Source organism: Micromonospora sp. NPDC048894 (assembly GCF_040649765.1).
Taxonomy (GTDB): Bacteria; Actinomycetota; Actinomycetes; order Mycobacteriales; family Micromonosporaceae; genus Micromonospora; species Micromonospora antibiotica.
Window position 1 is genome coordinate 45,616 of record NZ_JBEZFY010000013.1, and the last position, 21,230, is coordinate 66,845.

General features: G+C 73.8%; 19 protein-coding genes. 12 read left to right on the plus strand and 7 right to left on the minus strand.

Annotation, left to right across the window (positions count from 1 at the left end; all coding sequences use genetic code 11):
- Positions 1-26 precede the first annotated feature (26 nt).
- Positions 27-1,769 (plus strand): ABC transporter ATP-binding protein, encoded by a 1,743-nt coding sequence (locus AB0C22_RS24585; RefSeq protein WP_357537237.1) that lies wholly within the window; start codon positions 27-29, stop codon positions 1,767-1,769.
- Positions 1,766-3,625 carry an ABC transporter ATP-binding protein gene (locus AB0C22_RS24590; RefSeq protein ID WP_357537239.1) on the plus strand — a complete coding sequence of 620 codons (1,860 nt, stop codon included), beginning with the start codon at positions 1,766-1,768 and terminating at the stop codon, positions 3,623-3,625. Before AB0C22_RS24585 ends, AB0C22_RS24590 begins: the two co-directional genes overlap by 4 nt.
- On the opposite strand, the gene rpsD is transcribed toward AB0C22_RS24590, so the two are convergent.
- Complete coding sequence (gene rpsD, locus AB0C22_RS24595; protein ID WP_219460451.1) at positions 3,613-4,221, minus strand: 30S ribosomal protein S4; 609 nt, start codon at positions 4,219-4,221, stop codon at positions 3,613-3,615. The two genes, AB0C22_RS24590 and rpsD, sit on opposite strands and share 13 nt — an antisense overlap.
- A 73-nt stretch (positions 4,222-4,294) precedes the next feature.
- Between rpsD and AB0C22_RS24600 the strand changes: the two genes are divergently transcribed.
- From AB0C22_RS24600 to AB0C22_RS24625, 6 genes are all read left to right on the plus strand, one after another.
- Positions 4,295-5,029 carry a DUF2470 domain-containing protein gene (locus AB0C22_RS24600; RefSeq protein ID WP_357537241.1) on the plus strand — a complete coding sequence of 245 codons (735 nt, stop codon included), beginning with the start codon at positions 4,295-4,297 and terminating at the stop codon, positions 5,027-5,029.
- A 150-nt stretch (positions 5,030-5,179) separates the two neighbouring features.
- Positions 5,180-5,728 (plus strand): hypothetical protein, encoded by a 549-nt coding sequence (locus AB0C22_RS24605; RefSeq protein WP_357537243.1) that lies wholly within the window; start codon positions 5,180-5,182, stop codon positions 5,726-5,728.
- A gap of 23 nt (positions 5,729-5,751) precedes the next feature.
- A complete protein-coding gene (locus tag AB0C22_RS24610; protein ID WP_357537245.1) occupies positions 5,752-6,147 on the plus strand; it encodes an Imm7 family immunity protein in 396 nt (131 codons plus the stop codon).
- A 140-nt stretch (positions 6,148-6,287) separates the two neighbouring features.
- The gene (locus AB0C22_RS24615) at positions 6,288-6,824 is read left to right on the plus strand and encodes an ATP-binding protein (protein WP_357537247.1); all 537 of its coding nucleotides are present in this window, start codon (positions 6,288-6,290) and stop codon (positions 6,822-6,824) included.
- A gap of 363 nt (positions 6,825-7,187) precedes the next feature.
- Positions 7,188-7,763, plus strand: a complete 576-nt coding sequence (locus tag AB0C22_RS24620; protein WP_357537248.1) for a hypothetical protein — start codon at positions 7,188-7,190, stop codon at positions 7,761-7,763.
- A gap of 343 nt (positions 7,764-8,106) precedes the next feature.
- Complete coding sequence (locus AB0C22_RS24625) at positions 8,107-8,790, plus strand: lytic polysaccharide monooxygenase (protein WP_357537250.1); 684 nt, start codon at positions 8,107-8,109, stop codon at positions 8,788-8,790.
- A gap of 177 nt (positions 8,791-8,967) precedes the next feature.
- Here the strand turns inward: AB0C22_RS24625 and AB0C22_RS24630 are convergent, their stop codons facing one another.
- Positions 8,968-9,465: a cellulose binding domain-containing protein gene (locus tag AB0C22_RS24630; protein WP_357537252.1), complete on the minus strand. Its 498-nt coding sequence runs from the start codon at positions 9,463-9,465 to the stop codon at positions 8,968-8,970.
- A gap of 389 nt (positions 9,466-9,854) precedes the next feature.
- On the opposite strand from AB0C22_RS24630, the gene AB0C22_RS24635 reads away from it, so the two are divergent.
- A complete protein-coding gene (locus AB0C22_RS24635) occupies positions 9,855-10,883 on the plus strand; it encodes a hypothetical protein (protein WP_208570537.1) in 1,029 nt (342 codons plus the stop codon).
- Between the two features lie 127 nt (positions 10,884-11,010).
- On the opposite strand, the gene AB0C22_RS24640 is transcribed toward AB0C22_RS24635, so the two are convergent.
- From AB0C22_RS24640 to AB0C22_RS24650, 3 genes are read right to left on the minus strand one after another with little or no spacing between them, the layout of a single operon-like run.
- Positions 11,011-11,475, minus strand: coding sequence for a hypothetical protein (locus AB0C22_RS24640; RefSeq protein ID WP_219460426.1), 465 nt, complete (start codon positions 11,473-11,475; stop codon positions 11,011-11,013).
- Positions 11,450-12,091: a sigma-70 family RNA polymerase sigma factor gene (locus AB0C22_RS24645; RefSeq protein WP_219460421.1), complete on the minus strand. Its 642-nt coding sequence runs from the start codon at positions 12,089-12,091 to the stop codon at positions 11,450-11,452. The genes AB0C22_RS24640 and AB0C22_RS24645 overlap by 26 nt, the downstream gene beginning before the upstream one ends.
- A 28-nt stretch (positions 12,092-12,119) precedes the next feature.
- Positions 12,120-13,433, minus strand: coding sequence for a S8 family serine peptidase (locus AB0C22_RS24650; RefSeq protein WP_357537255.1), 1,314 nt, complete (start codon positions 13,431-13,433; stop codon positions 12,120-12,122).
- A 186-nt stretch (positions 13,434-13,619) separates the two neighbouring features.
- Here AB0C22_RS24650 and AB0C22_RS24655 point away from each other — a divergent pair, with 186 nt between their 5' ends.
- Positions 13,620-16,232, plus strand: a complete 2,613-nt coding sequence (locus AB0C22_RS24655) for a CHAT domain-containing tetratricopeptide repeat protein (RefSeq protein ID WP_219460418.1) — start codon at positions 13,620-13,622, stop codon at positions 16,230-16,232.
- 31 nt (positions 16,233-16,263) lie between these two features.
- Here the strand turns inward: AB0C22_RS24655 and AB0C22_RS24660 are convergent, their stop codons facing one another.
- Positions 16,264-17,046 (minus strand): inositol monophosphatase family protein, encoded by a 783-nt coding sequence (locus AB0C22_RS24660; RefSeq protein WP_219460416.1) that lies wholly within the window; start codon positions 17,044-17,046, stop codon positions 16,264-16,266.
- Positions 17,047-17,323: 277 nt separating this feature from the next.
- Between AB0C22_RS24660 and AB0C22_RS24665 the strand changes: the two genes are divergently transcribed.
- Positions 17,324-19,051, plus strand: a complete 1,728-nt coding sequence (locus AB0C22_RS24665; protein ID WP_357537257.1) for an aminotransferase class V-fold PLP-dependent enzyme — start codon at positions 17,324-17,326, stop codon at positions 19,049-19,051.
- Positions 19,052-19,370: 319 nt separating this feature from the next.
- Here AB0C22_RS24665 and AB0C22_RS24670 read toward each other — a convergent pair whose 3' ends face one another.
- The gene (locus AB0C22_RS24670; protein ID WP_357537259.1) at positions 19,371-20,240 is read right to left on the minus strand and encodes a helix-turn-helix transcriptional regulator; all 870 of its coding nucleotides are present in this window, start codon (positions 20,238-20,240) and stop codon (positions 19,371-19,373) included.
- 101 nt (positions 20,241-20,341) lie between these two features.
- On the opposite strand from AB0C22_RS24670, the gene AB0C22_RS24675 reads away from it, so the two are divergent.
- Positions 20,342-21,115, plus strand: coding sequence for an SDR family oxidoreductase (locus tag AB0C22_RS24675; RefSeq protein WP_357537261.1), 774 nt, complete (start codon positions 20,342-20,344; stop codon positions 21,113-21,115).
- Positions 21,116-21,230: the final 115 nt, after the last annotated feature.

Consider the following 21,230-nt stretch of genomic DNA (forward strand, 5'->3'; position numbering starts at 1 on the left):
AGCCGTTGACCAGGGGGTATGAGGCAGTGAGCAAGATCGGTGCTGGCACCGTCATCCTGCGTAGGGCGGTCGCCCGCAACGGGCGACGCCTCTGGAGCGGAACGGCACTGGCCGGCGTCTACCAGCTCTGCGCGGCCCTGGTGCCGATCCTCATCGGCGTCATCGTCGACCGGGGCGTCGCCACCGGCGACCTGACCGCACTGCTCGTCTGGATCGCCGTCCTGGCGGCGGTCTACCTGGTGCTGGCGGTGACCTACCGCTTCGGCGCGCGACGCCTGCAACGGGCCATCGCCGAGGAGGGTCACCAACTGCGGGTCGAGCTGGCGGCACGGATCCTGCACCCACGCGTACTCCGGGCCGAACGGCACACCGGCGACCTGCTCGCGGTCACCACCACCGACGCCGAGTACACCTCCTACCTGCTCGACCACATCCCCCGGATCACCAGCGCCCTGGTGGCGGTCACGGTCAGCGCGGTCGCGCTGCTGCTGATCTCGCCACCGCTCGGACTGACCGTGCTGGTCGCCATCCCGGTCGTGCTGGCGGTCCTCAACCGCACCGCGCCGCTGATCGCCCGACGTGTCAAGGAGCAACAGGATCAGGCCGGCCGGGCCACCGCGCTCGCCACCGACCTGGTGACCGGGCTGCGGGCGTTGCGCGGCATCGGCGCGCAGGACGCCGCGGTCGAGCGGTACCACCGGGTGAGCCGCCACGCCCTGGCGGCCACGCTGCGCGCCTCCCGGACCCAGAACGCCTACCTGGGCGCGTCCACGATGCTGAGCGCCCTGCTGGCCGGGGGCATCGCGCTCATGGCGGGCTGGTTCGCGCTCACCGGCCGCATCACGGTCGGCCAGTTCATCACGGTGATCGGCTCCGCGCAGTTCCTCGTCGAACCGTTCGGCGTGCTCGCGGTCGTACCCGGTTGGACCGCTGCCGCCCGCGCGGCGGCGGAGCGGGTCGCCGCCGTCGTCGGGGCCGACGTGGTCCTGCCGCCGGGTGCCGCCGCGCCCCGCAGCAGCGGCCACGAGCTGCGCCTGACCGACGTGACGTACGGCCCGCTCGCCGGGCTGCGCCTGCACGTGCGTGGCGGGGAGTTCGTCGGTGTGGTGGCCCGCCGACCGGCGGACGCCGAGGCGCTGGCGCGGCTGCTGGCGGTGCCCGACGGTCACACGGGTGACGTCCTGCTCGGCGGCGAACGGCTCGAGGCCGTGGACCGGGGCCGGGCGCGGCAGGTGCTGCACAGCGAACCGCACCGCACCGACCTGTTCACCGGCACCCTCGCCTCGAACATCGCCCTGCGCGACGACGCAGGACGGCACGACGACGGAGGGCGGCACGACGACGACGGACGGCACGACGGCGGACGGCTCGACGAGGCCCTGCGCGCCGCTGCCGCCGCCGAGGTGGCGCACCTGCACCCGGAGGGCCTACGCATGCCGGTCACCGAACGCGGCGCGAACCTCTCCGGCGGCCAGCGTCAACGTGTCGCGCTCGCCCGCGCGTTGCTCGCCGCGCCGCCGCTGCTGGTCCTGCACGACCCGACCACCGCCGTCGACGCGGTCACCGAACGGGCCGTCGCCGACGGCATCCGCGCCCTGCGGCACGGTTCGGCTGCCGGCTACGGCACCGTCGTCATCACCACCAGCCCGACGCTGCTGGCCGCCACCGACCGGGTGGTGTTCATCGGGGACGGCACCGTCGCCGCCGAGGGTACGCACGCCGAACTCGTCAGCCACGACGACAGCTACCGCCGGACGGTGCTGCGGTGACCCACCCGATCCTGCCCGTGGCCGGCCCGCGCGCGAGCAGGGCGTGGCTCGGTGCGCAACTACGGGCCCGCCCGGGCGGCACCGGCGGCACCCTGGTCGTCGGGCTGCTCGCCGCCGCCACGGCGATCGTCCCCGCATACGCCCTGGGCCTGCTGGTCGACCGGGTCCGGGCCGGTGGCGGCACCGACGCGCTCGTGCCGGTCGCCGTGGTCATCGTGGCCGCGGCGGTCGTCGGCGGCGTGGCCACCGGCGTCAGCGCCCACCTGATCCGCCGGTTGGGTGCGGGGATCCTCGCCGACCTGCGTGAACGTGCCCTGGACACCGCGCTGCGCCTGCCGGCGGCGGTGCTCGACCGGGCGGGCCGGGGCGACCTGGTCTCGCGGGTCGGTGCGGACGTCAGCGCCATCGACCGGGCCGTCACCGAGGTTCTGCCCACCCTGATCTCGGCCCTGCTGCTGGCGGCGATCAGCCTCGGCACGATGACCGGCATCGACTGGCGGCTGGGGCTGGCCGGCGCGGTCGCCGTCCCGCTCCATGTGCTCGGCCTGCGGTGGTACCTCCCCCGGGCCGCGCCAGCCTACGCGGCGGAGCGGGTCGCCATCGCGCAGCGGTCGCAGCAGTTCGTCGAGAGTGTGCAGGGCATCCGTACGGTGCACGCCTACCGGCTGGAGGACCGGCACCTCGCCGGCATCACGGCGGTCTCGGCCCGCGCGCGGGACATCTCGACGAGCGTGTTCGCCCTCTACACCCGTTTCGTGGGCCGCATCCACGGGGCGGAGCTGGCCGGGCTCGGCGCGGTGCTGGCGGTGGGATTCCTGCTCGTCCGCCGGGACGCCGTCACTCTCGGCGAGGTCTCCGCGGCCGCGCTGCTGCTGCACCGCCTGTTCGGCCCGGTGCTGCACCTGATGGTCACCTTCGACAAGGCCCAGGATGCGGGGGCGAGCCTGGCCCGTCTCGTCGGTGTGCTCGGCACGGACCCCGAAGGCCGTGGCGGCGGCACCGTGCCGACGGCGCACGACCTCGTCCTGACCGGCGTCGGCTTCAGCTACGACGGGGCCACGCCGGTGCTGCGCGACGTCTCCCTGCGGGTCGGGTCGGGCCAGGTCGTCGCGCTGGTCGGGTCCACCGGCGCCGGGAAGACCACGGTCGCGTCGATCGCCGCCGGGGCCCTGCGCCCCGGGCACGGCACCGCCACCCTGGGCGGCGTACCCGTCACCGAGCTGCCCGCCCGGACGGTCGCCCTGGTCAGTCAGGAGACCCACGTGTTCGCCGGGCCCCTCGACGAGGACCTGCGGTTGGCCCGCCCGCACGCCTCGCCGGAGGAACTCACCGCGGCCCTGGCCCGCGTCGGTGCCCTGACCTGGGTGCTCGCCCTCCCCGAGGGCCTGGGCACCGTGGTCGGTGAGGGCGGCCACCCGCTGACTCCGGCGCAGGCGCAGCAGTTGGCGCTGGCCCGGGTGGTGCTGCTCGACCCCGCGGTGGTGGTGCTGGACGAGGCGACCGCCGAGGCGGGCAGCGCGGGTGCGCGCGACCTCGAACAGGCCGCCGCCGCGGCGTTGGCGGGACGCACCGCCCTGGTCGTCGCCCACCGCCTCACCCAGGCCGTGGCCGCGGACCACATCATCGTCATGGACCATGGCGAGATCGTCGAGAGTGGTCCGCACGCCGACCTGGTCGGTGCGGGGGCAAGCTACGCCCGGCTGTGGGCGGCGTGGACCGCCCGGGCCGCCGACGGTCCCGGGCCGACCCGCACCGACGCCGCTGCGGGGCCCGTGGTGGGCAGCGGCGACCCGCCGGTGCCGCAGCGGCGGCAGGTGCGGAGGGACGGGCCGCCGCTGACCGCTCAGCGGGAGTAGAACTCCACCACGAGCTGCTCGTCGCAGACCACCGGCACCTCGTGCCGGGCGGGCTCGCGCAGCAGCGTGGCGCGCAGCCCGGTGAGCTCCACCGACAGGTACGGGCGGGGTCGGTCGTCGGCGTGCGCGCCGGTGGCGGCGAGCTGGAACGGTGGCAGGGCGCGGCTGCGCTCGCGTACCGCGACCACCTGGCCGGGCCGCAGCCGGTACGAGGGCCGGTCGACCTTGTGCCCGTCGACGGTGAAGTGGCCGTGCCCGACGAGTTGGCGTGCCTGGTAGATGCTGCGGGCCAGCCCGGCCCGGAGCACCACCGCGTCGAGTCGCCGTTCCAGGAGGGCGACCAGCGACTCACCGGTCTTCCCGGCGCCCCGGGCGGCCTCGTCGAACGTCCGGCGCAGTTGGGCCTCGCTGACGTTGTACTGGTGGCGCAGCCGCTGCTTCTCCAGCAGTCGGACCTGGTAGTCGGAGGTCTTGCGCCGGTTGCGGCCGTGCACACCCGGCGGGTAGGGACGTCGCTCGAAGTACCGCACGCACTTGCGGGTGAGCGGGATGCCGAGCGCGCGGGAGAGCCGGGCCTTGGGGCGGGGGTGGTTCACGTTCGACGTCTCCGATCGAATGGTCTAGCCTGCAACTTAGGTAAGGCTAACCTACATTGAGGAGTCAGGGATCATGCGACCCAGCCCGGCGGAGATCGTGCGTACCCTCGTCGCGGGCGGGCTGCCGGCCCTCGCCCAGCTGGCCGGCAGCACCGGCCCGCACCAGGTCCGGCACGCCACCGACCCGGCCGGCCGGGTGCTGCTGCTGGTGCCGGCGCCCGGCGACCTCGCCACGGCGCTCACGCCGCCCGCCGGGGACACCGCCGTCGCCACCGTCCTCGACGTGCTCGACCTGCCGCCCACCGCCGGTGCCCCCTCGCTCGGCCGGGCCTGGGTCTCCGGCTGGGCCGAACGCCTCGACGGCGACGCGGCCCGGCAGGCCGCGATGGACTTCGCCGCCACCCGGCCCACCGGCGACCTGCTCGACGTGGGCAGCAGGTTCCAGCTGCACCGGTTCGAGGTGACCGAGGCCCGCTGGGAACGCGCCGGTGCAACGCGCCCGATCGACCCGCAGGCGTACGCACAGGCCGAGCCCGACCCGTTGCACGCGGCCGAGGCGGGGCTGCTGGCCGACCTCGCCGACCACCACGCCGAGCAGGTCGCGGCCCACCTGCGCCGGCAGTTGAAGCTCACCGGTGCCGAGTCGCCACGGGTGGTCCGGATCGACCGGTACGGCCTGCTGGTCGCGTACGGCCAGCCCGGGGCGGCCCGACGGGCGAGGGTGAGCTTCGCGCGACCCGTCGCCGACGTCGCCGAGCTGTCCCGGCTGCTGCACCCGATGCTCTGCCCCCGGCAGGCAGCCGCCTGATCCGGGCGACCGGGCATCCCTGATGCAGACCCGGTCGCGGTAGGACGTCCTGGTCGACGACGGGACAACCGCATCCGGAGGGCAGCGGCCGTCGCGATGAATCGGCGGATCCCGGTTTCACCGGTCGCCGGTTGCGGGTAGCGGTTGACCGTGAACCGCGATCTCGTGACGGCGTTGCAGGCTGCCTGGGGCCTGCCGGAGTTCCGCGACGGGGTACGCCACGTCATCGACCTCGACGAGGTGGCGCTGCTGCTGGCCACGCTCGCCGTTGCGGACCATGACCGCGAGGTGGAACGCAGCCTGCTGCGGCTGCTGCGGTCCAGTCTGGACACGACCGAGATCCGGGAGGCGGTGTTGCTGCTGCTGGAACGCGACGAGGTACGCCGACCGCTCCTCGCGGCGGTGGTCCGACCGCGTGCCGACCGACCGGGTCAGGCTGCCGCCATCACCTCGGCCGCCGAGGACCCCAGGGTGCGGCGTGAGGTACGGGCGGTGCTGGACGACGCCAGGGTGCGCGAGCTGGTCTGGCAGGCGGTCGAGAACCGGGTGGACGCCGACCGGGTCGGCCTGGCCCGCCGCGTCGCCGTGCTGTTCGTCCGGCACCCGAGCGTTCCACGCCTCGCCTGGGCCCTGCGCCGCCACGGCGTACTACGCGAGCTACGCCGCACCGGCACGCCGGGCGACGGCACCGCGGCCTGAGGAGGTGCACCTACACTGCCGCCATGTTCGAGTACCACGGGTGGATCACCCTCCGCTCGACAGCCGCCGCGGTCGACGACGACCCACCCCTGCGCCTCGACGAGATCCAGGACCTGCTCGACGGCCTCACGGGCCACGGGCTGGTCGACCTACGCCCGGCCAACGGCGCGTACCACGTCCATCTCGGCGGGTTCCCCAACCACCGGGGCACGTTCGGTGCCGACATCCTCGACCTGTTCACCAGGATCGGTCAGCTCGCCCCCGGGTCCTACGGGCTGCTGTACGTCCACGACGACGAGGACCCCGGGCACGAACTGGCCTTCCGGGTCTTCCGGCTGGTGCGCGCAACGGTCACCGAACACGCCGACCGCCTGCTGTCCCCGGTGATCCCCACCCTCGAAGACGAGTACCTCGGCTGACCATGGCGAGGCCCGCCCGCACCATGTGACACCGCCCGTCCACCCGTCGCCGTACGTCAGCACGGCGGGGAACACCGGGCAACGGGGAGCGGCCCGGGTGGCGGTGCGCGATGATGGGGGCGTCCGGCCGGAGGATGTTGATGGAGAAACCGACACTGTTCCTGACCGTGGGCCTGCCCTGCGCCGGGAAGACCACGGCTGCCCGGCGCATCGAGATCGAACGGAGAGCACTTCGGCTGACCAAGGACGAGTGGGTGAAGGCTCTCTACGGGCCCGGGAATCCGCCCCTGGCGGGAGCCGTGATCGAGGGAAGGCTCATCCAGATCGCGCTGCGCGCCCTCGAACTCGGCACCAACGTCGTGCTCGACTACGGCCTGTGGGACCGCAACGAGCGTTCCGCCCTGCGCCGCGCGGCGCTTGACGTCGGCGCGACGGTGGAACTGCACTACTTCGCTCTCAGCCCGTCCGAGCAGCGGAAACGACGTGACCAACGCCAGGCCGAGGAACCGCACACGACGTGGCCCATGTCCGACGGGGAACTCGTCGAGTGGGCCGCCCGCTTCGACGTCCCCACGCCGGGCGAGCTCGACGGCGGCGAGCCCATCGACGACCCCCCGGCGGGATTCCCGACCTGGTACGAGTGGCGCACCCACCGCTGGCCGCCCTCGGTCCACTGACCCCCGCCGACCGGCCGTGCCGCAAGTACCCGAGCGGGTCGAAAGCCCACTGAGATCCGTCAATGTTGCCAGAGTGCATCCAGACGTGTTGGAATAGCTCATATCGCCGCAGCGCGGGGGCAACCGCACTGAGAACGGCCAGCACGGGAGCAGCACGGCATCGACAGCGCGCCGCCTCGACGGACGCTCGCACACCGCCTCGACGGGCCATCGCCGTGCTGACGGGCACCCCGCCGGGTGGGCACTCCCGCCCGCCACACGTATCCGCCGCCACGCGCCCCGACGGTCGACACGCTCGACGCCTGCCCGGGGTCGCCTGACGGGCCTGCCAGAGCACCACAACCGGCGACGAGGTGAGAAGCGATGAGTTCCCCAGAGAGTTCCGCGTGGTACCGGCACCGCCTGGTGTGGGTGGCGGTGATCCTGCTGGTGGTGTCGGTCGGCACTGTCGTGTTGGCCAACCGGAGCAGCACGGGGGCGGAGCCGGCGGATCTGCAGGCGCAGATCGTGGCCCGGATGCGTACCACGCTCGAAAAGGCGGATCCGGGGCAGCACCAGCATGCCGGGCACGACGCCCAGCAGGGCGCCACCACGGAGAAGCCGCCGGTGATCTGTGGGGTCCGCGTCTACGGCTTCGAACCGGCCGGGGCCACCACGTTCACCGACGTCCAGAAGATCTACGGCTTCCATCTGTGCGGCATCGCCGAGCAGAAGCGCCCCTGGGACGTGGCGGTCAAGCTGGCCGGCCCACTGATCATGGACCTGTCCACCGATCCGCCGGGAATCCAGGTCGTCGAGGCGACCGCGGAGGTCAGGTTCGTCGACCGGCTCCGGGAGATGTTCCCGCCCGCGTACGCGACGATCGCGCAGCAGGAGGCGCTGGGCGCCTCGGAGATGGCCGACCTGCGCCGGAGGTACGACGCCGCAGCGAAGCTGTGACCCGTCCGGCCGACAGGCCGGCACGCCCCGCCACGTGGTGACCGCGCCCGTCGGCCGACCCGGGGTCACCGTGCCGGGTGGCCGACGCCCGGTTGCCGCCCCCGGTGGCCGGCCCGACACCACGCCGTCCGGCCGCCCGGACCCGGACCTGCGGTGACGTCGGCTCCACGGCCCGGCCGCCCGCCGGCGATCCGGCGATCTCGGACAGCTCGCTCCACATCCGACAGCTCGATCCAATCCGACTAAATATCGATCAACATTGATATTTGGCGGCATGGGTGCAACAGTGGATTCGGGAGCATTCACCACTCGATGTCCCGTACCGACGAATGGAGGATGAACAGTGCGTTCACACCAGTCCGACCGATCCGGCGGACGCCCCCGGTCAACCGTCCGCCGGTCCCTCCAGGCGCTCGCCCTGATGTTCGCCATGGTGGTCGGCACCCTGCCCCTGACCAGCCCCGCCCAGGCGCACGGGACGATCATCAACCCGGCGACCCGGGCGTACCAGTGCTGGCAGACCTGGGGCAGCCAGCACACCAACCCGGCCATGCAGCAGCAGGACCCGATGTGCTGGCAGGCGTGGCAGGCCAACCCGGACACCATGTGGAACTGGATGAGCGCGTTGCGCGACGGCCTGGCCGGCCAGTACCAGCCCAGCACCCCGGACGGGCAGCTGTGCAGCAACGCCCTGTCCCGGAACAACTCGCTGAACACGCCCGGGGCATGGAAGGCGACCACCGTCGGCCGCAACCTCACCGTCCAGATGTACGACCAGGCCAGCCACGGTGCTGACTTCTTCCGGGTCTACGTCACCAAGCAGGGGTTCAACCCGGCCACCCAGCGGGTCGGGTGGGGCAACCTGGACCTGATCACCACGACCGGGCGGTACGCGCCGGCACAGAACATCTCGTTCAACGTCTCGATTCCGTCCTCGCGCAGCGGAAGCCACGTCCTGTTCTTCATCTGGAAGGCGTCGCACGCTGACCAGACCTACATGTGGTGCAGCGACGTCAAGATCGCCTGATCGGCGACGCGGTACTCCCGGCCCAGGACGTCACCGTCCTGGGCCGGAGCCCGTCTCGGGGTCCTCCAGCGGCACCGCGTGACGCTGGTGGTGGCGGCGGGCCGCCGTCAACCGACGCTCTCCGGCACGCAGCCGACCGCCACGGCGGGGACCCGGCCCGGCCGGCGGGACTCCGCCTCAGGTGAGCGAACAGGGCGTCCCGTTGAGGGTGAACGAGGACGGGCCGCCGGTGTCACCGGTGTGCTCGGCCACGAACCCGATGGCGATCGAGGCCCCCGGCCCGAGGATGACGTGGTCGTCGAGTCCACGGGCCGTGACGGTGCCGCTGGACGGCGAGTACACCGCGTTCCAGTCGGTGGTGATGCGTTGCCCGGCCGGCAGCGGGAACGTCAGCCTCCAGGAGGTGATCGCGCTGGCACCGGTGTTGGTGATGGTGATGCTGCTCGTCAGGAAGGTGTCCCAGGTGTAGACCGAGTACCGGACGGTGCACGCCGCCCCGCTGGGCGGCGGGCTGCCCGGCACCGCCGTACCGAGTGGTGGGCTGCCCGGCACCGCCGTGCCGGGTCGTGGGCTCATGCTGGCGGGCACGGTGGTCGGGACGCTGACGCCGTCCAGGGCGGCGGCCAGCGTCAGGGTCGCCGCAGCGGCACCGAGATGACTGCTCCTCAGTCTCATGGCGGCGGTTCCCTCCCGGGGGTCGGCGCACGGCGGGGCGGCGGGACACGGGGCGCGAGCCGCCCCGATGACCGCCCGGCGCGCACGTTCGCGAGCCCCAACGTTAATTCATCACTGTCGATTGTCAAAGGCATCGCGCCGGCCCCGTCGCCGACGGGCCGGACACCCCCGGGGGGCGGGCCACGGGATCGATCGCGGCCGTCGAGACGGGCGGTCGACCCCCGCATGCATCGATGGCTGTCGTTTTGCCGGTCCTCGCGCCATCTGACGGCAGACACCCGGGACGGTATTTCCCGGCGCATGGCCAACTCCTCAACTACGTCATCGCGCCGACACGACATCGAAACACGTCGTGATCGACGTCCCCCGCCGATGGGAGAAAACCTGTCATGGGCAAGGTAGGAAAGCGCGTCCGCCGCTCCACGCTGGCCGTACTCACGGGTGCGGCGCTGGCCGGGCTGCTGGCGGTCACCGCAGCCGCCGCGGCACCCGGCGAGGCACCGCAGGGCAAGGCCGCCGCGGCGGCCCGCACCGACGTCTACATGAAGGACGTCGCCGCCGACACCGGCGTCCAGCCGCACTCGTACGGCCCGTTGTGGGCCAGCCCCGACATCAAGGTCTGCCCGACCGCCGTCGAGTGTGCCGTCAGCCAGAACCCGATCGTCGGGGTCACCAACTATCTCTTCCTGAAGGTGCGCAACAACGGACCGTACGGCTCGGGCATCGACAACGGGGTGCTGCGGGTCTACCGGACGACCCCGGGCGGCGGCGCCACCTGGCCGACGCACTGGACCCAGATCGGCGCGGTCAGCGTGCCCGTCTACCCCGGCGTCACCACGGTCACGATCCCGTGGACCGGGGTGCCCGGACCGGGTCACTTCTGCCTGTTGGCGCGCTGGGTGTCACCCACCGACCCGATGACCTTCGAGGGTCCGAGCACGAGCGTCAACACCCAGCACAACAACAACATCGTCTGGCGCAACGTCGACTCGGTCCGGCTCGTCGCTGGCGGACCGCGGGTCGTGCGGCCGTTCGCCATCGGCAACGTGACCACCGCGGAGACCAAGAACGACCTGGTCTTCACCCAGCCGGCGGAGCAGGCCCGGGGCGCCCGGGTCTTCGTCGACCTCGGCCCGACCCTGTTCGAGCGCTGGCAGTCCACCGGAAAGGTCGGCACGGGCATCCGCCAGGTCGGCAAGACCGAATTGGAGATCGTCGAACCGACGAAGGCCAGCATCAGCGGGCTGGTGTTGAAGCCCGGTGAGCGCCTCGAGTTCTCGTTGGCCTTCTCGGCCGAGACCGCCCTGGCCAAGGAGACCGCGCTCAACGTGACCCAGTTCGGGCCGGACGCCGACGGCACCGCCCGCGCCGACCTCGGCGGGGTGCAGTACCTGCTGGCGGACGGGCAGCGGGGATAACCCGGGTCGTCGCCACCTGCGACGGTGGGGCGTGGGCCGTCCGGCCCACGCCCCACCGTCGTCGGTCGGGGTCGGACACCGGACGCGCGGCACCGCCCGCGCCGCCCTCCCGGGAGCAGAGCGCCGGTCAGCGCAGACAGACCCAGGCGGTGGACAGGGCATACCCGACGGTACGCGCGCACAACTGGACCGGACCCGGCGGTGGGGCGCCCAACGAGAAGAAGCCCATCGCGTCCACCGACGCCTCGTCGTAGGTGCCGGCGGCCGTGCGGGCGCTCACCCGTCCGCCACCGGACGGGGAGAGCTGCCCGACGATCCCGGCGTCACTCACCTCGATCTCCACCAGCACCGACCCGCTGCGGAAGGAGAGCGTCCGCGCGGACGCGGCAGACCGGGTCATGCCCACCAGTTCGGCGTCGACCGCCGAGTCGAAGGTCAGCTCGGCGACGGCCAGCTCCGCGTCGGCGGTACGCCAGGTGAACGCGGCCAACGCCGCGCTCAGGTAGGCCTCCGAGACCGGCCCCGTGTCCCACAGCGCCGCGCCCAGCTCCGTCGTCAGCGCGTCGTCATCGACCGGCGGCCACGGCTCCATCCGGCTCACCCCCGTTCGTGCCGATGGCGGACGCTCCGAGAAACTCGACGATCGCCGGACATCTCCGCAGCCTACGCAGACAGCGGGCCTGGGTGGGTCCGATACTGCCGATCGGAATGCCGAGCCGCTCGGCAACCTCCCGGTAGCTCATCGGCGGGTCGGTCGTCAGCAGTGCCAACAGCGCCTGGCAGCGCGGCGGGAGCTGCACGAAACCCTCGCGCAACGCCTGCCGCCGCTCCGCGCGCAGCAGCTCGTCGTCCGGGGCGGGCGCCATCGCCGCCAGCTCCCGGGAGAGCCCGTGATAGGTCTGCAACGACTGGTCGTACGGGTCGACGGGCTGGGCCCGACGGCTGAGGCGGGACAACCGGTAGCACTCGCGCCGGGCCGTGGTGGCCAGCCAGCCCGGTAACGCCTCGGGTTCGCGTACCCGGCCGAGCTGCTCCACCAGGCGGAGCCAGACGGTCTGGTTGACATCCGCCGCGTCGGCCCGGCTGAGGTCGTACGCCCGGATGACCGAGTAGACGACCGGGGTGTACCGGCGGACCAGTTCGGCCCAGGCCGACTCGTCCCCACCGGCGGCGGCGGACAACAGGCTGGTCGTGCTGGCACCGGTCACCGGGCCACCGCCCGGGGCGTCGCACGGCTCATCCGACGAGCACCCCGTAGTCGGGGTGCCACCGGGGGGCGGCGAGCAGGGTCGTCCGCGCCTGGTCCGCGCTGAGGCCCCCGGCCGTCATCAGGGCGGCGAGCCGCCCGGAGACGTGTGCGGTGGCGAACGAGGTGCCGGCCCAGACGGCGAACCCGTGGAACTGGCGTACCGGCCGCCCGGGTAGCGACAGTTGCCCCTCGACGTAGGTGCTGTGGCGCTCGCCGAGGGCGCAGGCGTCCACCCAGGGGCCGAAGCAGCTGTCGACCGCCGGCACCAGACCGCCGGACGTCTGGGCGACCGCCGCGACCGCCAGCACCCGGTCCAGGGCGGCGGGCCAGAGCGGACGACTGGTGCCCGCGTTGCCGGCCGCCGCGACCACGGCGCTCGTCGTCGGCAGCGCGGCCAACGCGTTGGCCAGTGGCAGCGACGGCTGGTCGTCCAGGGTGTAGCCACCCAGGGAGAGGTTGAACACGGACACCTGCGGCGCGAGCCGGCTCAGGGCGGCCACCACGCTCGCCTCGTCCCCCACCCCGGTCGGGTCCAGGGCCTGCTCCGGGTCGACGCGTATCCCCGGCGCGGCCTGCCGGACCACCCCCGCGACGAAGGTGCCGTGCCCGCCCTGCGGGGCGAGCACGTCGGTGTGGACGTAGAGCGGGTCCTCGTCGTCGGGCTGCGGCAGGTACGTGCCGCCGAGCCACTGCGGGTGACACGCGCCGGCCTGCTGCCAGATCCCGGTGTCGCAGATCCCGACGGTGACGCCTGCCCCCTCACCGAGCCGGGTCGGGTCGGGCGGCGGCAGCGCCGCCGCCGGGCGGGGCGGCGTGCCCGGGTTGCCCATGATGTTGCCCAGGCCGAGCAGCACGTGGTGCGGCTGCACCGCCGGCACCGGTTGACCGGGCCACTGCTGGGGGTCGCGTAGTTTCCCCACGACGCCGGGGATGTCGGTCTCCCGGTCGAACAACAGCCGGGTGACACCGGCGAAGCCGGCGCCGACGGTCACCGGATAGTCGTGGGCACGCAGCCAGGTGGTGACCCGTTTGGCGTCGGCGGCGGCGGCGAGCAGTTGCCGGGGCCGGTAGAGGATCTCCCGCCCCGGCACGGTGTACCGACGCACATTCTGGTCGGCGGCCAGCGCCGCTTCGAACGCCTTCTGGTAGGCGTTGGCGTCCGCGTCGCCAGCGACCGCCGGGGCAGGGCGCGGCACGACGCCGAGCGGTGCCGCCACGGCCAGCGCGGACAGCGCCAGGACCCGCCGTCGGGACAGCCGGCCGGCCGGACCCGGCACGGTGGGGTGGTCGGACGGCGGCACGGATCCTCCATGCTCGTGAGAGAAGCGCGCCCACCGATGGTGGACGCGGCGAATTCCCCGACCGCCAATTATTCCGGACCATCGCCGGTTGTCAATTGTGAAACCAAGCAGGACACCCATTGACGAAATTCCCGCGACGGATTCTCGACGTTGACTCGCGGCTGTCCGTCGTGGACTCTCTAGGGCATGTCCGACAGCACCGGTTCCGGTGCCACGGCGGCCCAGGCGGCACTCGACGCCGTCCAGCGATACCCACCCGAGGCGATCACGATCGCCCACCGGGTGCTCGCCGGCCAGACCGCCGACGACGACGAACGCTCCACCGCCGAGCGGGCCATCGGTCTGGCCCTGCGCGAGTTGAACGACCTGACCGGCGCACTGCGCCACCTCCGGCGGGCGGTACGGGCCGCCGGCACCCCCCGTACCCAGGCGTTGGCCCGGATGAGCCTCGGGTACGTGCTGGCCAACGCCGGCCGTACCGCTGCGGCGTTGCGGGCGGTGACCGCCGCGCTGCCCCAGCTCACCGGTGCCGACGCCGGTCGGGCCCGGATGCAACGGGGGGTGGTGCTGCACTACCGCGGACGCTACGCCGAGGCGGTGCGCGACTACGGCATCGCCATCGACATCGCCCAGCGCGAGGGCGACCCGCTGCTGGAGGCCCGTGCCCGCAACAACCGTGGTCTGCTCAACGCCCACCGGGGCTCCCCCGGCGGCACCGACGACGACCTCTCCCGGGCGGCGGCGGCCTTCCGCCGGCTCGGCCTCGACCTCGCGGCGGCCGACGCCCGCTGGAACAGCGGTATCGCCGCCGGGCAACGCGGCGAGATCGCCATGGCCCTGCGCTGCTTCGCCGACGTCGACGAGGAGTACCGGCGGCTCGCCGTGCCCCGACCGGCGCTGCTGCTGGACCGGTTCGAGCTGCTGCTGTCGGTGCCGCTGCTCGACGAGGCGGTCGAGGTCGCCGCCGCCGCGGTCCGCGAGCTGCACCGCAGAGGGATGGCCTCGGACCTCGCCGAGGCGCTGCTCGCCCAGGCCCGGGCCGCGCTGCTCGCCGACGACCTGGACACCGCGACCGCCGCCGCCGCCCAGGCCCGGGTCCGGTTCCGGCGGCAGGGCCGACGCACCTGGGCCGTTTTCGCCAGGCACGTCGAACTGCGCGCCGAGTTCCGCCGGGGCACCCGCACGCCGGCCCTGCTCGCCGCGATGGTGCGCACCGCCGGCCAGCTCGACGCCACCGGGTGGTCGGGTCCGGCGCTGACCACCCGCATCGAAGCCGGTCTGCTGGCCGCCGCAGCGGGTCGCGTCGACCGGGCCGTGGCCCTGCTCGACGTGGCCGCCCTGGCCCGCCGGCGCGGCACCGCCCCCCGCCGCGCCCAGGGGTGGTACGCCCTGGCCCGGTCGCGGCGGCTCACCGGAGACGACGCCGGTGCGGCCCGGGCACTGCGCCGGGGGCTGGCCGTCCTCGACCGGCACCGCACGTCGCTCGGGGCCACGGAGTTGCGGGCCCACAGCGGCACGTACGGGCAGGAGCTGGCCGCCGAGGGCCTCGACATCGCAGTCCGCGCCGGCTCCCCGGCCCGGACGCTGGCCTGGGCCGAACGCTGGCGGGCCAACACGCTGCGGATGCGCCCGGCGTTGCCTCCCGATGACCCGGACCTGTTCGCGGCGCTCACCGAGCTGCGGCTCGTCAGCAGCCTGCTGGAGGACGAGGTGCTGGCCGGCCGGCCGGCCCATGCCCTACGCAGCCGGCAGGCCCGGTTGGAACAGCGCATCCAGGACCTGGCCCGCCGGGTGCCCGGCGGGAGTGGCGTGGTGACCCCGCCCGGCGTGGGGGTGCTCGCCGGGCGGCTCGGTTCCCGCGTGTTGGTCGAGCTGGTCGCCCACGGCGAGCGGCTGCGGGCGGTGCTGGTCCGCGACGGCCGGGCCAGCCTGCACGACCTCGGCCCGCTGGCGGAGGCGGTGCACCTGACCCGGTGGCACCGGTTCGCCCTGCGCCGGCTGGTCACCACCGGCGACACGCCCACCGCGCAGGCCGGGGCCCGCCATGCCGCCGCCACGCTGGACCGGCAGCTCTTCGAGCCGCTGCGCCGGCACCTCGGCGACCGCCCCCTGGTGATCGTGCCGGTCGGGGCCCTGCACGCGGTGCCGTGGTCGGGTCTGCCGACCTGCGCCGGGCGCGCGGTGACCGTCGCCCCGTCGGCCACCGCCTGGCTGCGGGCGGACGGCCGGTGTCCGCCGGCCGGGCCCTCGGTGCTGGCCTGCGGGCCGCGCCTGCCGGCCGGCCTGGCCGAGGTACGCCGCCTCGGGCAGGTCCTGCCCGACGCCACCCTGCTCACCGGTGCGGACGCCACCGCCGACGCGTTGACCACGGCCCTGGACGGCGCCGGCCTGGTCCACATCGCCGCCCACGGCACCTTCCGCGCCGACAACCCGCAGTTCTCCACGTTGGAGCTGGCCGGTGGACCGCTGTTCGCCTACGAGTGGGAACGGGTCGCCCGGCCGCCCGGCTGCGTGGTGCTCTCCGCCTGCGACTCGGGGCTGACCGGGGTGCGGCCCGGCGACGAGGTGATGGGCTTCACCGCCGTGCTGCTCGCCCTGGGCGCACGGTGCCTGATCGCCACCGTGCTGCCGGTGCCGGCCGAACCCACCACCGCGCTGATGCTGGACCTGCACCGACGGATGCGGGGCGGGGTCCGCCCGGCGCAGGCGCTCGCCGACGCCCAGCAGGCCTTCGCCGTGCCCGGCGACGGCACCGCCGGGGCCACGGCGGCGGCGTTCGTCTGCCTCGGTGCCGGCTGAGGCCGCGCCGAGCCGCCCGGCGGACGCGGTGTCAGCCCAGCGTGGCCACCCGGGGACGCAGTCCGTCGATCAGCTCCGGTGGGGCGGCGAGCACCCGACTTCCGCTCACCTCGACGGCGACACCGGCTTCGACGGCGATCACCAGACCGGCGGCCCAGTCCCAGCGGAACGTGCGGTCCTCGACGTAGGCGTCGCAGCGGCCCGCCGCGATCCAGGCCAGAGCCAGGGCCGTCGAGCCCAGCATCCGCACCCCGCGTACGTCACCGGCCAGGTCGGTGACCACGGCCGCCTGCACCCGGCGGTGGGCGACGTCGTAGGCGTACCCGGCGGCGAGGACGACCTCGCCGAGCGTGATCCCGGCGGGCCGGATCAGCGGCGTGTCGTCGAGGAACGCGCCCCGGCCCCGGACGCCACGGAACGTCTCGTCGTGCACCGGGTCGTGGACCACCCCGACGACGGGCTGCCAGCCGTCCGGTGTCTGCTGTTCGCAGGCGACGCTGACGCACCAGAACGGCATTCCGGCGACGTAGTTGACGGTGCCGTCGAGGGGGTCGAGCACCCAGCGCAGCCCGGAGTCGCCGAGGTGGTCGCTGCCCTCCTCGGCGAGGATGCCGTCGCGGGGCCGGCGGGTGCGCAGCAGCTCGACGATGCGCGCCTCGCTGGCCCGGTCCGCCTCGCTGACCAGGTCGGTGGAGGCGGTCTTGTAGTCGACGCGGCCGTGGTCGCCGAAGCGCCGTAGCAGCTCCCGGCCACCGAGGCGAGCCGCCTCCTCGGCGACCCGCCGGCAGTCGTCCAGCTCGGCACCGGTGGCCATCGCGTTCTCCTCGGGTCGTCGGCAGGGCCGGTCGAAATCGTCGCACCCGTACGGGCGCGGGCGCCAGCATCCCGGCGCGGGCACGGACGCCGGTTGCCCGACCGGCCGGCTCCCGGTCGCCGCCCGGCGTGGCCCCGGGGCGTGCGGGTCGGCATCCCGGGCGGCGAGCGACGGGGGCGGCCGGTCGGGCACACTGTGGACAGCGGTCGGGACACCGACGCCCGCCGACGCGCCGTCGACCCGCCCCGTCGCCATCGCCGTGGGGAGGCAGCGCGACATGGGTACGGTGGACACGTCCAGGGTGGACCGGTTGCTGGCGCGGATCCGCGACGGGGTCATCGGCGAGGGTGAGCTGCTCGACGGGCCCTACGGGCCACGCCGGATCACCTACGCCGACTACACCGCCTCCGGCCGGGCGTTGGACTTCGTGGAGGACACCATCCGCGACCGGGTGTTGCCCCGCTACGCCAACACCCACACCGAGAGTTCCGCGACCGGTCGGGCGACGGGGCGGTTGCGCGAGGACGCCCGACGGACCATCCTCGACGCCGTCGGCGGCACCGACGAGCATGCGGTGCTCTTCTGCGGTTCCGGGGCCACGGCGGCGGTCGACAAGCTGGTCGGGCTCCTCGAACTGCGGCTGCCCGCCGGCCCGGCGCACCGGCACAAGCTGCTGGACGGCATCCCCGTGGCGCAGCGCCCGGTGGTCTTCGTGGGCCCCTACGAGCACCACTCCAACGAGCTGCCGTGGCGGGAGACGTACGCCGACGTGGTCGTCATCGGCGCGGACGCCGACGGGCACATCGACCGCGTCGAACTGGCCGACCGGCTGGTCCGGTACGCGGACCGACCGCTGCGGGTCGGCAGCTTCTCCGCCGCCTCCAACGTCACCGGCATCCTGTCCGACGCCGACGCGATCGCGGCCCTGCTGCACGCCCACGGGGCACTGTCGTGCTGGGACTACGCCGCCGCCGGCCCGTACGTGCCGATCCGGATGGGTGAGTCGACGCCGGGCGCGGCGGACGGCAAGGACGCGGTCTTCCTGTCCCCGCACAAGTTCGTCGGCGGCCCGCAGACCCCCGGTGTCCTGGTGGTGCGGCGGGATCTGATGCGCAACCGGGTCCCGGTGGTCCCCGGTGGGGGCACCGTGGCGTTCGTCGACCCCGCCGGGCACCGGTACCTCGACGATCCGGTGGCCCGCGAGGAGGGCGGCACTCCGGCGATCGTCGAGTCGATCCGGGCGGGCCTGGTGTTCGCCCTCAAGCAGTCCGTCGGCGCCGACGTCATCCAGGCCCGCGAGGAGCGGCTGTGGTCGCGGGCGCTGGGCCGCTGGTCGGCCAATCCGGGGATCGTGGTCCTGGGCAATCCCCGGGCGCGGCGGCTGCCCATCGTGTCGGTGCAGATCCGCCACGGCAGCCGCCATCTGCACCACAACTTCGTCGTCGCGCTGCTCAACGACCTGTTCGGCATCCAGGCCCGTGGGGGGTGCTCCTGCGCAGGCCCCTACGGGCACCGCCTGCTGGGCATCGACGAGGAGCGCTCCCGGGCGTTCCGGGAGCAGATCGCCCTGGGCTGGGAGGGGATCAAGCCCGGGTGGACCCGGATCAGCTTCGGCTACTTCGTCTCCGACCTGGTCGCCGACCATCTGATCGACGCGGTCGACCTGGTCGCCCGCCTGGGGCACCGCCTGCTGCCCGACTACCACTTCGATGCCCGCAGCGGTCTGTGGCACCACCACCGGGGCCCGGGGCAGTCGCTGCGCCTGGCCGAGCTGGGCGGCCTGTTCACCGGCGACGACCAGCCGGTCCCGCCGCGGCGGTGGGCCGGTGAGGACGCCCTGGCCGGTCACCTGCACGAGGCACGCGAGATCCTGGCCGGGCGTGGGGACCACGTCGACGAGGGACCCACCGGCCTGCCGGCCGGCGTGGAGGCGCTGCGCTGGTTCCACCTACCGCCGGCCTGCGTGACCGCCCCGAACGGGCCGTCCTCGCGCCGAGCAGGGTGAGTGTCGGTGGTGGCGCTGGTCGTGTCACGCGTCGAGATCGCCCCCCGGGCGTACGCCGCGGTACCCGGCTGCCGGCACGCTGCTGCGCGCGGCGACAGCGCTGCCCGGCGGGCTGACCGGACGGTCCCGTCGGACCGTCGTGCCATGATGCCGCTCACCCAAGGCAAGGAGCACGGCGCAATGGCCACGGTGACGGTTCGGGACGAGACGGCGACCGGCAGGGCGATCGACCAGTGGCCGCTGGCCGGCCTGCCGGAGCGCATCTCCGCGCGGGAGCTGGTCCGGTTGCGACGCCTGTGCCGATCAGCCGGCGGCTCGTTCAGGTGGTGGATCGGCCCGCACCGGGTGCCGCCTGCGGCTCGGTTGTCCAGCTGGCCAGCAGGGGCAGCACCCGCGCCGTGGGTGAGTCGGGTTCGACGGTGTAGACGACCAGCCGTTGCTCGGGATCGTGCGGCCCGACGACGGATTCGATGCCGAAGCTGAGCGGTCCGGCCGTCGGGTGGACCAGTTGCTTGGTCAGCGAGGTACGGAAGGTGACCCGCTGGTCGTCCCACCACTGCGCCACGTCGGGATCGCCGTCCCGCAGCTCCCGCACCAGCTCGACGAGTCGCCGGTCGTCGGGGTGGCGTCCCACCTCGTAGCGCAGCGCTCCGACCGCGGCGGCGGCGAAGTCGGCCCAGTTGACGATCCGCACCCGCGCGTCGGGGTCCAGGAACAGCCACCGCGCGAACGACGACCCCGGTTCGGCGGCGGACCCCAGCACCGCGCTCAACAGCCCGTTGCGCGCCAGCACCTGCGTACGGCGTCCCAGCAGCAGCACCGGGACGTGGCTCAGCGCTCCCATCAGGCGCAGCATCCCCGGGTCGGGTCGCTGCGCGACCTCCGGCCCCGCCCACCGCCGCCGCGAGGTCGGCGCGGCCAGATCCCGCAGGTGGGCACGTTCGATCTCGTCGAGCTGCAGCGCCCGCGACAGCGCCTGCACCACCTCGTCGGTGACGACGTGCTGGCGTCCCTGTTCCAGGCGGCTGTAGTGGTCCGGGCTCAGCCCGGCGAGCACGGCGAGTTCCTCCTTGCGTAGACCCGGCACCCGCCGTGGGCCGGGGAATGCCTCGATGCCGGCCTGGGCGGGGGTCAGGCGGTCCCGCCGAGACCGTAGGAACGCCCCCAGGGCAGTGCGGTCGGCAGGCACCCACCCAGTGTAGGAGCGGACCTCGGCGCGCGCCTGGTCATGCGGTGACCAGGCAGCACGCGCCCTGGTGCGGGCCGCGTGCCTGCCCTGGGATGGTGACCATGACACACCCCGAGACCCCTGCCGGGCGGATCCGCACCGTCCTGATCACCGGCTCCACCAGCGGCATCGGTGCCGCCACCGCCCGGATACTGGCGGCGCGGGGATGGCGCGTCGTCGTCACCGGCCGCGATCGGACCCGCGGTGCCGCCGTCGTCGCCGACATCGAGGGCACCGGCGGACACGCCGTGTTCGTCGCCTCCGACCTGACCGGCCCGCCCGGAGCGCTGCGGGACTTCGCCCGCGCCGCCACCGAGGCCGCCGGTGGGCACCTGGACGCGCTGGTCCACAACGCCGCGCTGTGCCCGGCCGTCGACACCGTACGCCTCACCGACACCGACCTGGAGGCCACGCTCGCGGTCAACGTCCGCGCCCCGCACGTCCTGACCGCCGCCCTGGCTCCGGCGATGGCGGCACGCGGCCATGGCGCGATCGTGGTCATCGGCTCGTGGATGGCCCACGTCGGGCACCCCTTCGTCGGGCTGTACTCGGCGACCAAGGCCGCGGAGATCCAACTCGCCCGCAGTTGGGCCGCGGAGTTCGGTCCCCACGGGGTACGGGTCAACGCCGTCTCCCCCGGGGCGACGCGTACCCCGATCAACGCCGGCGACGGCGACGTGATCACCCGGATGACCGCCGGCACCCCCGCCGGACGACCCGGGACCCCCGACGAGACCGCCGACGCGGTGGCGTGGCTGCTCTCGGAGCAGGCCGGCTACATCCACGGCGCGGAGATCGCCGTCGACGGAGGTATCACGGCGACCCGTCCCGGTTGAGTGCCGTCACGCAGGCCCGAAGACGCCGGGTGTGCTCGCCGGAAGGTCATCGACGCTCCGAAACGATCGGGGTGAATCCCTTGCCCCGCAACGGAGATGACCTTAGGTTACATTG